Source organism: Paraburkholderia mimosarum LMG 23256 = NBRC 106338 (assembly GCF_000739815.1).
Lineage (GTDB): Bacteria > Pseudomonadota > Gammaproteobacteria > Burkholderiales > Burkholderiaceae > Paraburkholderia > Paraburkholderia mimosarum.
Window position 1 is genome coordinate 43130 of sequence record NZ_BBJJ01000026.1, and the last position, 13896, is coordinate 57025.

The following is a 13896-nucleotide window of genomic DNA, read 5'->3' on the forward strand; positions in this document are numbered from 1 at the left end:
AGAACGAAACAATGAACCAGCAAGCCGAACCGTTCCTGGACGAACTGAAAGCGCACGACCCCGTCGAGTCGTTCACGCAGGTGCACGTCTCGCGTCCGCACGAATCCGCCCATCTGCATGTGAGCGGGCGCGCCACGTACACCGACGACATTCCGCTCGTGGCAGGCACGCTGCACGCCGCGCTCGGTCTCTCGCAGAAGGCTCATGCGCGCATCGTCTCGATGGATCTCGCGAAAGTGCGTGCCACGCCGGGCGTGGTGGCCGTGCTCACGGCCGACGACATTCCCGGCGTGAACGATTGCGGCCCGATCATCCACGACGATCCGGTTCTCGCCGATGGCGTCGTGCAGTACGTCGGCCAGCCGATGTTCATCGTGGTGGCGGCTTCGCACGACACGGCGCGCCTCGCTGCGCGCCGCGCCGAGGTGCGCTACGAAGAGCTGCCCGCGGTGCTCACGGCGCAGCAGGCGCGCGCCGCCGGGCAATCCGTGCTGCCGCCGATGAAGCTCGCGCGCGGCGAGGCGTCCGCGCGTGCCGCACGCGCCGCGCATCGCCACGAGGGCGAGATGCTGCTCGGCGGGCAGGAGCAGTTCTATCTCGAAGGGCAGATCGCGTACGCGGTGCCGAAGGACGACGACGGCATGCACGTGTGGTGCTCCACGCAGCATCCGAGCGAAATGCAGCACCTCGTCGCGCACGTGCTGGGCGTCGCCTCGCACAACGTGCTGGTGGAGTGCCGCCGCATGGGCGGCGGTTTTGGCGGCAAGGAATCGCAGTCGGGGCTCTTTGCCTGCTGCGCCGCGCTCGCCGCATGGAAGCTGCTTTGCCCCGTGAAACTGCGCCCCGACCGCGACGACGACATGATGGTGACGGGCAAGCGCCACGACTTCCATTACACCTACGAAGTAGGCTACGACGACGCGGGCACGATCGAAGGCGTATCGGTCGACATGACTTCGCGCTGCGGCTTTTCCGCAGATCTTTCCGGCCCGGTGATGACGCGCGCCCTCTGCCACTTCGACAACGCCTACTGGCTGCCCGACGTATCGATTTCCGGTTTCTGCGGCAAGACCAACACGCAGTCGAATACGGCGTTTCGCGGCTTTGGCGGCCCGCAGGGCGCGTTCGCGATCGAATACATCATGGACGATGTCGCGCGCTCGCTCGGCCTCGACTCGCTCGACGTGCGCCGCCGCAACATCTACGGCAAGACGCACAACAACGAGACGCCCTATGGCCAGGTCATCGAGGACAACGTCATCCACGAGCTGATCGACGAGCTCGTCGAAACGAGCGGTTACCGCGCAAGGCGTGCGGCGATCCGCGAGTTCAACGCGAACAACGAGGTGCTCAAGAAGGGCATCGCGCTCACGCCGGTCAAGTTCGGCATTGCGTTCAACGTCACGCACTTCAACCAGGCGGGCGCGCTCGTTCACATCTACACCGACGGCTCGGTGCTCGTGAACCACGGCGGCACCGAGATGGGCCAAGGCCTCAACACGAAGGTCGCGCAGGTCGTGGCGAACGAGCTCGGCATTGAGTTCGGCCGCGTGCGCGTCACCGCCACCGATACGAGCAAGGTCGCCAACACTTCGGCCACGGCGGCCTCGACGGGCAGCGACTTGAACGGCAAGGCCGCGCAGGACGCCGCGCGCCAGCTGCGCGAGCGCCTCGCCGCGCTCGCGGCGACCACGTGGGGCAAGGGCGAAGTCAATGCCGCCGACGTGCAGTTCGCAAACGACTGCGTGATCGTGGGCGAGGAGATCGTGCCGTTCGAAACGCTGGTTTCGAAGGCGTATCTCGCGCGCGTGCAGCTCTGGTCGGACGGCTTCTACGCCACGCCCAAGCTGTACTGGGATCAGGCATCGCTGCGCGGGAGGCCGTTCTACTACTACTCGTATGGCGCGGCGGTGTCGGAAGTCGTGATCGACACGCTCACCGGCGAAATGCGCGTGCTGCGCGCCGACGCCCTGCACGACGTGGGCGCTTCGCTGAACCCCGCGCTCGACGTGGGCCAGGTGGAAGGCGGTTTCATTCAGGGCATGGGCTGGCTCACCACGGAAGAACTCTGGTGGAACGCGGACGGCAAGCTGATGACGCATGCGCCCTCCACCTACAAGATCCCGACCGTGAACGACACGCCCGCCGAATTCAACGTGAAGCTCTTCAAGAACCGCAACGCGGAAGACAGCATCCATCGCTCCAAGGCCGTGGGCGAGCCGCCGCTCCTGCTGCCGTTCTCGGTGTTCTTCGCGATTCGCGACGCCGTGGCGAGCGTGGCCGACTACCGGTTCAATCCGCCGATGAATGCGCCTGCCACCGCCGAGGAGATCCTGAAGGGCGTGCGCGCGGTGCGGCGTGAGGCGCGGAGTTTCGAACCATGAATCGTCATCCTGAACATTGTGTGCGCGTCGACGAAACCGGGCGTGTGGTCATCGGACGCCGCAGCACGCCCGTGCCGCACTACGGGCCCATGCATATCGTGCTGTTCGGCGCAGGACACGTGGGCCACGCGCTCGTCACGCTGCTCGGCATGCTGCCGTGCGTCGTGCAGTGGGTGGACGAGCGCGACGAGCTGTTCCCCGACGAAGTGCCCGCCAACGTCCAGATCGAGGCCACGGACACGCCGGCCGCGATCGTCGACGAGGCGCCGGCGGGCGCGTACTTCCTCGTGATGACGCACAATCACGCGCTCGATTTCGAGCTGACCGAGCGTATCATGCGCCGGCGCGATTTCGCATGGTTCGGGCTGATCGGCTCCAAAACGAAGCGCGTGAAGTTCGAGCGGCGGCTTCTTGATCGAGGCATCGCCGCGGAGCAGCTTGGCGAGATGACCTGTCCGATCGGCGTGGCGGGCATCGTCGATAAGGCGCCTTCGTCAATCGCGGTGGCCGTGGCCGCGCAGCTCATGCAGATGCGGGTGGCGCAGCGGCCGGCCGTTGTGAAAACGGTTGCGCTCGAAGGAGGCTGAGCGCAAGCATGCGCGGCCGTGTTGCGCTGCATCTGCAAGCCGTTGCCGAAACTGATTCCGGCGATAGACGCTTGCCGATATCGCGTCTCGTTGGCGGCATGGGGCGTCGACGGTTAGCCTTGGCATTTCCGTTTGCCTTACGTTAGAGTAAAGGCGTCTCGGAGGTGCCTTTATGACTGCAGCAACGATCACTTCGAAGGGCCAGGTCACGATCCCGGTAGACGTGCGCGACCAGCTTGGCCTCCAGGCGGGAGACCGGATCGAGTTCAGTTTCAATGAGGCGACGGGGCGCTATGAGATCTTTCCGGCCACGCTCTCGCTTGCGTCGCTCAAAGGCATCGTGAAGAAGCCCGCGAGACCGGTCTCGATCGACGACATGAACCGGGTCGTCGCCGGGCGGGGGACGATCTCAACAAGTCATCACGGCGCGAGCCGATAAAAAACGCGGCAGGACGAGAAGCGAGACCGGCGCCTCGTTCAGTGAGGCGCCTCGTCGCCAGCCGCGCGTGCGGCCCTGTTCGCTCCCGGGCGCTTTCTTTCGCGCTCGGCCGTCAACCTCTGCGACACTTCATCGATCAACGCCCGCAGCCATCCCACATCGCTGGGCCTGTCCGGCTGCGGATGCCACATCTGGTAGCAGCGAATGCGCGGGAACGCGAACGGCGTATCGATCACGGCAATGGGCAACAGCTTCGCGTAATGCTGCGCGAAGCGCCGCGTCGTCGTGAAGATCAGATCCGACTGCATCAGCACCTGCGGTACGAGCCCGAAGTAGGGCAGCGTCGCGACGATGCGACGCTCGGCTTTTGCCTTCGCGAAGCCCAGATCGATCGCGCTCGCGTGTGCGCCCGTGTACGGCGTAGGCGCGAGATGCGGTGCGGCGAGATAAGCCTCGCGCGTGAGCTCGCGGCGCGCGAGCGGATGATCCGCGCGCATCATGCATACCACCTTGTCCGAGAACAGGTCGCTGCGCGTGAAACGCGCTTCGGGCTTCGGCCAGTTGCCGATCACGATGTCGAGCTCGCCTGCGTCCAGGGCGCCGTGGTGATCGAGCGTCGGCGAGAGCGAGAGAATTTCCAGCCGCGCCGCGGGCGCCGTCTCGCGAAAGCGCGCGATGAGCGTCGGCATGAAGAAGTCGTTGAGATAGTCGGGGGCGGCGAGGCGAAAGGTGCGCTTCGAGCGCGCCGGGTCGAAATCGCCGTGCGGCGTAGCCACGAACTCGACATCGCGCAGCACGCGCTGCGCGTGTTGCAGCAGCGACTCGCCGTACTCGGTCGGCACCATGCCGGCCTTGCCGCGCACGAGTATCGGGTCGCCCAGGATTTCGCGCAGCCGGCGCAGCGCCGTGCTGATGGCGGGCTGCGTCTGGTTCAGGCGCAACGCGGCCTGCGTGACGCTGCGCTCCACCAGCAGCGTGCGCAGCACGCGCACCAGCCAGATGTCGAGGGAGAGGGCGGTATCGTCGTCCATGGAGTCGTGGCGGGCAAAGACGCGTGCGCGCATCGACACGAAAGCGCGCACGGATTCAGCCATAACCATAAGCCGGCTCGCGCGCCGCCGCCATAGGGCGCGCGGCATGCCGGGAATCAGACGGGCGCGCTGCCCGTCACTCCGCTACTCCGTTACTCCGCTGCGCCCTTTGCGAGTCCCGAAGGCAACGCCGTGATGCGCCTGACTTCGCGGGAATCGAGCCAGTTCGGCGAGCGAGCGCAGTAGAGCACCATGGGCAACGCGTCCTCGCCCCAGAAGAGCTGCTTGTTCATCCAGAACGTCGGCACGCCGAACACGCCCATCGCGATCGCGTCATTGGTGTTGCGGCGCAATTGCGCGCGCACGGCTTCTTCTTCGATCAGCGACTCGCCGTGCGCGATGCCCACGCGGTCGCAAAGCTGCTCGAAGCCCTCTTCGGTCGACGGGTCGCGCCCCTCGCGCCAGATGAAGCGGAAGATCTCGCGCACGCACGCGAGGTCGCCTCCGGCCGCGATGGCGAGCAGCATCGGCTTGATCGAGTCGAACGGGTGCGCGGGCGGCATCTTGAACGGTATGCCGAGCTGCTCGGCGCGAAAGAGCGCGTGCCGGTAGGTGAAGACGCGTTTGGCCGGGATCGCAGAGCTGAGCGGCTGGCCCCAGTGGCGGTACAGCTCGGAGAGCAATACCGGCGTCGGCACGAAGTCGAAGCCGGGCCACTTGTCGTGCTGCTCCAGCAACAAATACGAAAACGGCGATGCGAAGTCGTAGAACCAGGTTGGCTGGTTGGCGTCGATGCCGTTGATCATCCGATTGCGCGAGAAACCTCGGCCTTCAGGCCGGGGAGGGATAGCGCGGACCGCGGCGAAGCGGTCCCTGTTCCCGCGACTCCTTCTGGAGTGGCTATCCTTGAGTACGCGTAGCCATCACTACGCTGAACGAATCGGCAATGACGGTGTGCAACGCCCTGCACCACGCCGCCAGCCCCCTGAATGTTGAAGCTGCCCGAGGCCCGCACCGCCACGCGCCCCACATAAGTACCGGCCTTCTTTCCGGTGGGCACCGACGCACGCACCAGATCACCGGTCTGAAACCCGAAATGCTGCTTCTCGCGCGTCAGATAGCCGCGCGGAAAACCATACTTGTCCAGGCGCGTGCGCTGATAGCTGCCGCGCCCGGAGCACTTCACCGCCAGCGTCGGTTTTTGCCAGGCGACGATATGGGCGAGCTCGCCGACGCAGGCCGCATCGAGCGCGTGCGTCTTCGGCACGCTGAGCATCGCCCGGTTGAACTTTGTCCGGCCGCCGGAGGCAAATTCTACAGGCAGACCAGTGGCTCGAAGTGCATTGGCCAATGCCCAGCGCGTCACGTTGACGGCTGCCGCATCCTTGAGTGGGCGCTTCGCCTGCGCCAAGATGCGCGCCAGGCGCTTGGGATCCTTCGCCAGAAACACCTCGACCGGCAAGGCTGCCTTGGCCTTGTTGCAGCAGCGGCACGCCAGCGTCAGGTTGCTCATGCGGGTTGAGCCACCGCGGGCTTTTGCCACGATGTGCTCAACTTGCAATGGCACATCGGTCTTGTCGCAGTATGCACACTGACGACACCACTTCTCGAGCAGATACTCGCGTACCTCGTAGCCAGCGAGCGTGCCCTGCTGATACTCGATGCCGGATATCTCCGGATTCTCGAGCGCCTGCATGTCGAAACGCACCAGCTCGCTTGAGAGCGCCGTCACCGGCGCCCAGCGCTGTATGCGCCGCACCCATGCCATCGTTGAGTCGACCCGATGCTGCAATGACGGCGGGAGCCAACCGGTCTTTCTCGTGCGGTTCAGAAAGCGCGGGGCGCGATACCGCAGGCTGCTGCGCCGGCGACGGCGCATCGCGCGCCGCGCGCTCAGCGCTTCACTGATTTGCCGGCCGCGATGTACCAGTTCGAAAAGATTGAGCACTGCCGCGCCGCGCTGGATCTCTCCGCTATCGGCTACGACGACTTCACTGTCACGCACCAGCGCCATGCCTGTGGTCTTGCTACCCGGATCGAGCTTCAGGCGCAGGGGCTGGGTTGCGCACGAGTCGCGGTGGCGGTCGACGAGCCGAATGACAAAGGGCATGACACGATGTACGCGTGCGCGGCTACGCGCGAGCAACAACCTCGCGCGCTTCTCGCTACACGGCATCAATGGACTGCCTTGTTTGTCCAGCACGAACACCGACATTGCGGCTCCTTGTTAATCCAGGCCGTCTTTCCGGCTGTCAGCCCTTACGGGCCTTGTGACGGACGCCTTGCGGCGCCGCTCCCCTCGACCATGTTGTGTAGCAGGTGGTGAGTTGCCTCACCGGTCGCAGCCCGTTTCGTGCCTACCCGGGGCTTGTCTGCTGCTGCGACTTCCAGTTGCACCGGACTGAGGAAGCATCCGGCGGTGGGTCTGCTCGCTTCTACACAACGTAGCGCCTTGCGGTGCTCGGTCTGTTCAAACTCGAGCTAGTGAATGACTTCACAAGCTCCGGCCTTCAGGCCGGGGTGTTTGACACTGTTCCTCCGCTCTAGCGCGCAACTGGTTCAAAATTCGTGCGGCGGCGCTAGTGCGTGCGCTCGCCTGTGTCGTTGCCGCCGCTTTCTTCTGCATGGCTCGCCTCGTTGCCTGCTGTGTCCGCTTCCTGGCTTTCGCCTTCCTGCGCCGCTTCCCCTTTGGCGCGATCGGCGGCCCGCGTATCGCGCGCCTCCGCGAGCCGCGCGCGCACGAAGCCGATGTGCTCGCGCAGGACGTAGAACTGCTCGGCGTACGCTAGCGGCATTTTCATGCCGTTCACCGACTCTTCGATGGAGTCGAGCCGGCGCAGCAGCGCTTGCCGCTCGGCTGGCGAGATGTCGGCCATGGCCGCGCGCTCGAGCGCGATGAGCGAGCCGTACCAGCGGTAGATGCGCGATTTTACCCGCCAGGCGTAGAGCGACGGCACGATCCGCATGCCGGGAATCAGCACGACGATGATCGGCACCAGCAACACGACGAGCCGGTCGGCTAGGCTCGCGACCCAGAACGGCAGCACGCGGTACAGGAAGCTCTTGCCCGACTTGTAATAGCGCGCGGCGTCGGCGCTAATCGGGAAGTCCTGGGCGCGCGGCGAAGGGAACTCGCCCGCGCGCTGCAGCAGCGTCGAACGGCCGTGTACTTCCTTGGCCGCTTCGATAAGGAGGTCCGAGAGCGCCGGATGCAGCGAGTCGCGCGCCACCAGCTCGGCCGTGGGCGCGATGAACTGCAGCGGCTCGGGAGGCAGATTGCGGCCGAAGTCGAACGCGCCCATCGGAATCGTGATGGCCGTGAGGTAGGGGAAGCGGCGCGCGTAGGCGTCGGCCTGCGTGAAGTCGAAAAAGCGCACGCCAGGCGTGCGCATGAGGCGGCCCATCACCGGCGGCTGCGCGGAGTCGCCTGCCAGAAAGGCGACGTCGGTCTTGCCTTCCACGAGCGCGCGCGCGGCGTCCTCGCCGGAGAGCGGCAGAAGCTTCGTTGAGCCGCCCGGCTCGATGCCGTTCGCCTTCAGCAGGGTGAGCGCCAGCTCGCGCGTGCCGCTGCCTTCCGCGCCGATGGCGAGCCGCTGGCCCGCGAACTGCGAGAGCCGCGTGGCGACGGGGCCGTGGTAGAACACGACGAGCGGCACGTAGGCCACGCTGCCGAGCGAGACGAGACCGTCGGGCACCTTGCTCGCGAGGCCGTCCTGCACGAACGCAACGTCGACGTGCGCGTCCGGATCAGCCACCCGATGCAGGTTCTGCAGCGAGCCTTCCGATTCGAGCACGGTCAGCGCGATCTTGTTGCGCGCGAGGATTTCCTTGTACTTCTGGGCGGCGTTCCAGTACGTGCTGCCCTTGGGGCCGGCGCTCATGGTGAGCGTGTTGGGCGGCGCGGGCTGGATGAGGCGCACCGCGAGCCAGATGGCCGCCGCGCTCACGAGCAGGATGGGGCCGAACGTGACGGCCAAGTCGCGCCACGAGATCGCCACGAAGCGCGCGACGAGACGGGGACGAGGTTTGCGGCCGGTGGGGGACTTCATCGGGGTGGAGCGGCCTTGGGTGGTTCGGGGTGGGTCCGGGTTGGGTGATGGCGCGCATCGCGCGGCCTACGTGCGCCGATGGTACATGAGAATCGACGTTGCGGCGGCATGCGCCGTGCCTCGCCCAACACACTGCGCACACACAACGGGCGCCTGCGCTAAAGTCTTTGCGCTTGTGGCGCGGCCAGGCTAAATTGTGTCTCGCTTGCTCGCGTGAGGCTTGCGGCGGCGCACCGAAAGGGCTTCGGGCGCGGCGCGAGCCACCCTGCATGACAAGCAGGAAACGGGCGTAGACCCGTCCCGGTGGGCGCAATCATTAAATCGCGTGAAGAAGCCCGCATCGTTCACGCGCCGTTCTGTGTCCTTCATCCTTGCCTCTCGCATCGCGTCCAGACCCTGGCGGCGCTTGCACGCGCGCATTGCGCCTGGCGCTGCCATCGGTGGTCGTAACGAAGCCGTCGGACCATGGCTGACGGGCGGCACTCGAGCCGTCCGCCGGCGGGGAAGGCGGTCCTATTTCCAGGCAGAAGCCCGGAAACAACCAGTGAAACAACCGGCAACAACGCGAAGACACAAGGAGAAAACATGAAATCGGTCGCTATTCTGAAGACGCTGGGCGCGGCACTCTGCCTGACGGTGGCTTGCAGCGCGTCCTATGCACAGGACGAGTCGGCGAGCGCCCCCGCCGCCACGACCTCGGCCGCTCCGGCGCCGTCGGCCAAGAAGGCCGATCAAAAGCTGGGTTACGCGGTGCGCAAGGCGCTTTCGAAGACCAAGGGGATCGACGTTTCGGATATCCATGTCCGCTCACACGGCGGTGCCGTGACGCTGAGCGGCACGGTGCCGGATCAGGGTCAGATCGACAAGGCAGGCGAAGTCGCGAAAGGCGTGACGGGCGTGACGTCCGTGACGAACAAGCTGACGGTCAAGCAGCAATAAGCGCTGAGGGCGTCCCGCGCAGGGGTGCCAGCGGCACAGCAGCAGGACAAGGCAGAAAAAGGAAGCCCCGGCTGCCGAGGCCGGGGCTTCCTTTTTGCACGCGTGGCGGGTGACTGGCTGGCGGCGGCCCGCCGGCATCCAACTTGCGTGGCCCACTGATGCCGCCAGCTCGCGGGCGATATGCGAGTCCTCGATGTTGCATCGCCCCCATCCCGTGTGGCGTGACACACAGTTTTCCCGCAGTTCGGGGTATACCGTGGTTATCGCGCGCTTTTCCCGAGGTCGAGCGCGGCCTCTTCGCCGAAAGCAGGAAATCGCCATGACCATTCATACCTATACCGACTTGCCGCTCGTCGACCGGGCGGCCTTCGAACTGGCCTGTGCGCGGCACGGCTTCGCGCCCATGCAGTTCGACATTCATGGCGAAGCCGATCCGAACGACCCGGAGCATGGCGACGTCCTGATCGTGCGGCGCGGCGCCTGGGCGCAGGCGTACCGCATCGACGCGCGCGGCCAGTGGCTGCGCGAGTTCGAAGTCGATCTCAACGGGAAGTTCTTTCGCCAGGCGCCCCACGCCTGAGAGTGCCGGCGCGCCGGGAATCGGCGGACTTGACGTCGCCGACGTGGCCGATGTGCCCCCTGCTCAGGAAAGCACGAGCCGCACGCCCACCAGCGTGAGCGTCGCGGCGAGCAGCACGCGCAGGAGCTTTTCGGGTGCTTTCGAAGAAAGCAGGCTGCCGATCACGATGCCCGGCAGCGACCCGCATAGCAGCGAGAGCAGCATCTGCCAGTCGATCGAGCCGAGCAGCCAGTGGCCCGCGCCCGCGAGCAGCGTGAGCGGCACCGCGTGCGCCACATCGGAGCCGACGATGCGCAGCGTCGGCAGTGTTGGGTAGAGCAGCAGCAGCACCGTCACGCCGATGGCGCCCGCGCCCACCGAGGTGAGCGAGACGAGCGCGCCGAGCACTGCGCCAGTCAGGATGGTGAGGAACAACGTGCGCGCCTCCCCCGGCGCGTGGCGATGGTGCGAGGCGAATGCCGCGAGTTGCGGGCGGAAGATGAGCGCGACGGCCGTGATGAGCAGCGCCACGCCCAGCACGGCCTGGATCAGATGCCCCGCGCGCGGCGTGTCCATGCCGAAGCGATGCAGCAGGATCAGCGTGATCGTCGCGGCGGGCACGCTGCCGGCCGCGAGCCGCAGCGTGACGCGCCAGTCCACCGACCCCTTGAGCCCATGCACGAGCGTGCCCGCCGACTTGGTCGCGGCCGCGTACAGCAGGTCCGTGCCGACTGCGGTGGCGGGGTGCACGTTGAAGAGCAGGACGAGGATCGGCGTCATCAGCGAGCCGCCGCCCACGCCGGTCAAGCCGACCAGAAAGCCGACGAACAGGCCGGACAGCGAATACAGCAGATCGATATGGGGGAAGGACATCGCGTGCGAGGAGGCCGGTTCGGGAGGCTTCAGTGGACGTTAGGGATTTCGGCGCTGTCCGCGCTAGCGGCCAGCGCGCGCTGTAAGCGTTGCGTCAGGCTGGACAACGGGCAAGGCTGGCGGCGAAAATCCGCTATTGTCGCAAAACCGGCGCCCAGGCGCTGGGTAAAGCAAAAACCCGGCAAAAACCCGGCAAGAACTCCGGCAAGAGCCGGCGCAGCGCGGCCGCCTTTCGACTGCCTTCGCGCGAAGGACTGGCGAGTCGCGGGCCTTCAGTGCGGCGCCGGCGTGCGGCTCGCGCTCGTGCGCCATCAACAGAACCAATATGAATCCCGGCATCCTCTACGCGTTCGCTGCCTTCGCCGTTTGGGGGCTCTTCCCCATCTATTTCAAGACGCTGCACCAGATTCCCGCGCTCGAAATGCTCGCCCACCGCATGGCGTGGTCGCTCGTGTTCGTGATCGCCGTGCTCGTCGTGCGCCGACACTGGCGCTGGCTCGGACCCACGCTGCGCGACCGGCGCCTGCTCGGGCGTTTCGTGGCGAGCGCCGTGCTGCTTTCGGCCAACTGGGGCATCTATATCTGGGCCGTCAATGCGGGGCACATCGTCGAGGCGAGCCTCGGCTACTTCATCAATCCGCTCATCAACGTGCTGTTCGGCTATGTGTTTCTACGCGAGCGGCTGCGCGCGCTGCAATGGGCGGCTGTGGCGCTGGCCACCGCGGGCGTCGCGTGGCTCACCTGGCAAAACGGCGCGCCGCCCTGGATCAGCCTCGCACTCGCCGTGACCTTCGGCGGCTATGGGCTCTTGCGCAAGACCGCGAAGCTAGGCGCGCTCGAAGGCCTCGCGCTCGAAACCGTGCTGCTTTTTCCCGTCGCGATCGTCTATCTGACGATCGTGGGCCTCGCGGGCGCAAGCCATTTCACGCACGCGCCGCGCGGGCTGCAGCTGCTGCTCGCGGCCTCCGGCCCAATCACGGCCATCCCGCTGCTGCTCTTCGGCGCGGCGGCGCGGCGCATTCCGCTATCGATGCTCGGCCTCATCCAGTACGTCACGCCCACGCTGCAACTGCTCACCGGCGTGCTCATCTACGGGGAGCCGTTCGGTGCGGTGAATGCCGTGGGCTATGGCGCGATCTGGGCCGCACTCGGCGTCTATTCGCTCGAAGGCGTGCGCAGCCTCGTGGCCGCGCGGGAGCGCCGGGCGGCGTGAGCCCGTTGCATGCGCCTCGAGGCGTTGGCTGATGCGCTGACGGCGCGGTAGCATCCCGGGACGGTGCGCGGGATCGGCGCGATCGAATTGCGTGAAGTCCATCGCCGCCGGCAGCCCCGTCACCCTGGCCAATCCTCTCTGGAGTGCCTAGCGCATGAGCATCGAAGCCGTTCGCCGATTCGAGGAAGAATTCGCACCGCGCATCGCGGCGAAGCTGGCGCAACAGTTCGGCCCGTCCGTGCACGTCGATGTCGTGCCGGGCGCCGGGCACCGTCAGCCCACGCGCGTGCGTATGCGCGGCCTCGCGAACGAGCACCGTCATCGGTATGTCTATCCGCTGAATGTCTCGCTCACGTGGGACATCGACGAGATCGAGAGCCTCATGGGGCCCGGCGGCGAAGCGCGCTTCGAACACTACCTCGAAGCGACGGTGCGCAAGATGGCGTCGTGGGAGTCGGCGCGTCCCGTCGATTTTGCTTCGCGCACCCAGGGCGAGCCGGAGGTGCTCATCGGCGGGCTCGATTTCGAGGGGTGATCGAGCGATGATCGTTGGTGGTGCTGGCGTGACGCTGTTCACAGCATTTGTCTCGTCAATCATGCGGCCCGCTCGTCCTGTCATGATTGGCGTGTATTTCAGGTCCCTAGGGTGGCGCGGTTCAGCGCTGATTGAAGGGATTCATTGCGATCGGCGCCGCAGTCCGAGTATGGCCTAGCGCGCATACCCCCGGGATGCCATGCAAGCTAGACTTCCGTTCCATGCGCTGACGCCTGTTACCCGGGATGCGCGCGCGCCCGAATCCACGGAGTCCCCCCATGAAGGCCATCCAGTTCAAGACCTTCGGCGAGCCCGAGGTGCTCGAATACGTCGATCTGCCCACGCCCGCGCCCGGCGCGGAAAGCGCGCTAGTGCAGATCCTGAGCGCCTCGGTCAATCCGAGCGACGTGAAGAACGTCTCGGGCCATTTCGAGCACACGGTGCCGCCGCGCGTGCCGGGTCGCGACTTCAGCGGCGTGGTGGTGGCGGGTCCGCAAGCCTGGCTGGGCGCCGAGGTCTGGGGCACGGGCGGTGACATCGGCTTCACGCGCGACGGCACGCACGCCGAGTTCGTCGAATTGCCCGTGGCCGCGCTCGCGCGCAAGCCTTCGGGCCTCTCCCATGCGCAGGCCGCGTCGATCGGCGTGAACTTCGTGGTGGCGTGGCTGGGCACCGTCGATTACGCGCGCCTCACCGAGGGCGAGACGATTGCCGTGATCGGGGTGTCGGGCGGCGTGGGCGGCGCGGTCACGCAGATCGCGAAGGCGCGTGGCGCGCGCGTGATCGGTGTGGGCCGCGCGGCGCCGCTCGCGGATTCACCGGCCGCGCGCCTCATCGACGCTTTCGTGGAGATGGACGAGCGCGCCGCCCAGCGAGTGCGCGAACTGACGGGCGGCTCAGGCGCGGATGTGGTCTACGACGCCGTGGGCGGCGTCGCCTTCGAACTCGCGCTCTCGCTTGCGAAGCGTCGTGGCCGCGTGGTGGAGATCAGCGCGACCGGCAACCGGCGCGTGGAGTTCGATCTGATCGACTTCTATCACAACGAGACACAGCTTCTCGGCGCCGACAGCGCGAAGCTCGGCGTGGCCGAATCGGCGACGCTGATGCGCGCGATAGCCGAAGCGTTCGAAGCGGGCCAGTTCGAGGCGCCCGTCGTGGCCGCGCACTTTCCGCTTGCCCGGGCGCGCGAAGCCTACGAGGCGGTCGCGGCCGGCACCCAGGGGCGCGTCGTGATCGACATGACGTGAGCGCCGGACGAACCGCATGCCCAGCCCGCGGTTCGAGCCC

General features: G+C 66.5%; 13 protein-coding genes. 8 read left to right on the forward strand and 5 right to left on the reverse strand.

Features of this window, described 5'->3' with window-relative positions:
* Positions 1-11: 11 nt before the first annotated feature.
* The 3 genes from xdhB to BMI01S_RS19860 all read left to right on the forward strand — a co-directional run bounded on the left by xdhB (position 12) and on the right by BMI01S_RS19860 (position 3410).
* The gene (xdhB, locus tag BMI01S_RS19850) at positions 12-2384 is read left to right on the forward strand and encodes a xanthine dehydrogenase molybdopterin binding subunit (protein WP_028231462.1); all 2373 of its coding nucleotides are present in this window, start codon (positions 12-14) and stop codon (positions 2382-2384) included.
* Complete coding sequence (gene xdhC, locus BMI01S_RS19855; RefSeq protein ID WP_042290271.1) at positions 2381-2971, forward strand: xanthine dehydrogenase accessory protein XdhC; 591 nt, start codon at positions 2381-2383, stop codon at positions 2969-2971. Before xdhB ends, xdhC begins: the two co-directional genes overlap by 4 nt.
* A gap of 172 nt (positions 2972-3143) precedes the next feature.
* Positions 3144-3410: an AbrB/MazE/SpoVT family DNA-binding domain-containing protein gene (locus tag BMI01S_RS19860; protein ID WP_042290274.1), complete on the forward strand. Its 267-nt coding sequence runs from the start codon at positions 3144-3146 to the stop codon at positions 3408-3410.
* Between the two features lie 38 nt (positions 3411-3448).
* Here the strand turns inward: BMI01S_RS19860 and BMI01S_RS19865 are convergent, their stop codons facing one another.
* The 4 genes from BMI01S_RS19865 to BMI01S_RS19880 form a co-directional block, all read right to left on the reverse strand.
* Entirely contained in the window at positions 3449-4441 is a 993-nt protein-coding gene (locus BMI01S_RS19865; RefSeq protein ID WP_028231464.1) for a LysR family transcriptional regulator, read from the reverse strand.
* Positions 4442-4593: 152 nt separating this feature from the next.
* Entirely contained in the window at positions 4594-5247 is a 654-nt protein-coding gene (locus BMI01S_RS19870) for a 2-hydroxychromene-2-carboxylate isomerase (protein WP_028231465.1), read from the reverse strand.
* Entirely contained in the window at positions 5244-6656 is a 1413-nt protein-coding gene (gene iscB, locus BMI01S_RS19875; RefSeq protein ID WP_028231466.1) for an RNA-guided endonuclease IscB, read from the reverse strand. The genes BMI01S_RS19870 and iscB overlap by 4 nt, the downstream gene beginning before the upstream one ends.
* A 364-nt stretch (positions 6657-7020) precedes the next feature.
* A complete protein-coding gene (locus tag BMI01S_RS19880) occupies positions 7021-8490 on the reverse strand; it encodes a TAXI family TRAP transporter solute-binding subunit (RefSeq protein ID WP_028231467.1) in 1470 nt (489 codons plus the stop codon).
* A 585-nt stretch (positions 8491-9075) separates the two neighbouring features.
* Here BMI01S_RS19880 and BMI01S_RS19885 point away from each other — a divergent pair.
* Together BMI01S_RS19885 and BMI01S_RS19890 are read left to right on the forward strand one after the other, a co-directional pair.
* Complete coding sequence (locus BMI01S_RS19885) at positions 9076-9429, forward strand: BON domain-containing protein (protein ID WP_028231468.1); 354 nt, start codon at positions 9076-9078, stop codon at positions 9427-9429.
* A 319-nt stretch (positions 9430-9748) separates the two neighbouring features.
* Positions 9749-10009, forward strand: a complete 261-nt coding sequence (locus tag BMI01S_RS19890; RefSeq protein WP_028209568.1) for a hypothetical protein — start codon at positions 9749-9751, stop codon at positions 10007-10009.
* A 63-nt stretch (positions 10010-10072) separates the two neighbouring features.
* Here the strand turns inward: BMI01S_RS19890 and BMI01S_RS19895 are convergent, their stop codons facing one another.
* Positions 10073-10861 (reverse strand): sulfite exporter TauE/SafE family protein, encoded by a 789-nt coding sequence (locus BMI01S_RS19895; protein ID WP_028231469.1) that lies wholly within the window; start codon positions 10859-10861, stop codon positions 10073-10075.
* Between the two features lie 325 nt (positions 10862-11186).
* On the opposite strand from BMI01S_RS19895, the gene rarD reads away from it, so the two are divergent.
* From rarD to BMI01S_RS19910, 3 genes are all read left to right on the forward strand, one after another.
* A complete protein-coding gene (gene rarD, locus BMI01S_RS19900) occupies positions 11187-12074 on the forward strand; it encodes an EamA family transporter RarD (protein ID WP_028231470.1) in 888 nt (295 codons plus the stop codon).
* A 154-nt stretch (positions 12075-12228) separates the two neighbouring features.
* Positions 12229-12609 (forward strand): DUF5594 family protein, encoded by a 381-nt coding sequence (locus BMI01S_RS19905; protein WP_028231471.1) that lies wholly within the window; start codon positions 12229-12231, stop codon positions 12607-12609.
* 278 nt (positions 12610-12887) lie between these two features.
* Positions 12888-13856, forward strand: coding sequence for a quinone oxidoreductase family protein (locus BMI01S_RS19910; RefSeq protein WP_028231472.1), 969 nt, complete (start codon positions 12888-12890; stop codon positions 13854-13856).
* Positions 13857-13896 lie beyond the last annotated feature (40 nt).

Coding starts and splice junctions, on each gene's coding strand:
- BMI01S_RS19865 (WP_028231464.1), bottom strand. CDS start 4,441: ATGGACGACGATACCGCCCTCTCCCTCGACATCTGGCTGGTGCGCGTG.
- BMI01S_RS19910 (WP_028231472.1), top strand. CDS start 12,888: ATGAAGGCCATCCAGTTCAAGACCTTCGGCGAGCCCGAGGTGCTCGAA.
- BMI01S_RS19885 (WP_028231468.1), top strand. CDS start 9,076: ATGAAATCGGTCGCTATTCTGAAGACGCTGGGCGCGGCACTCTGCCTG.
- iscB (WP_028231466.1), bottom strand. CDS start 6,656: ATGTCGGTGTTCGTGCTGGACAAACAAGGCAGTCCATTGATGCCGTGT.
- BMI01S_RS19880 (WP_028231467.1), bottom strand. CDS start 8,490: ATGAAGTCCCCCACCGGCCGCAAACCTCGTCCCCGTCTCGTCGCGCGC.
- BMI01S_RS19905 (WP_028231471.1), top strand. CDS start 12,229: ATGAGCATCGAAGCCGTTCGCCGATTCGAGGAAGAATTCGCACCGCGC.
- xdhB (WP_028231462.1), top strand. CDS start 12: ATGAACCAGCAAGCCGAACCGTTCCTGGACGAACTGAAAGCGCACGAC.
- rarD (WP_028231470.1), top strand. CDS start 11,187: ATGAATCCCGGCATCCTCTACGCGTTCGCTGCCTTCGCCGTTTGGGGG.
- BMI01S_RS19890 (WP_028209568.1), top strand. CDS start 9,749: ATGACCATTCATACCTATACCGACTTGCCGCTCGTCGACCGGGCGGCC.
- BMI01S_RS19870 (WP_028231465.1), bottom strand. CDS start 5,247: ATGATCAACGGCATCGACGCCAACCAGCCAACCTGGTTCTACGACTTC.
- BMI01S_RS19895 (WP_028231469.1), bottom strand. CDS start 10,861: ATGTCCTTCCCCCATATCGATCTGCTGTATTCGCTGTCCGGCCTGTTC.
- BMI01S_RS19860 (WP_042290274.1), top strand. CDS start 3,144: ATGACTGCAGCAACGATCACTTCGAAGGGCCAGGTCACGATCCCGGTA.
- xdhC (WP_042290271.1), top strand. CDS start 2,381: ATGAATCGTCATCCTGAACATTGTGTGCGCGTCGACGAAACCGGGCGT.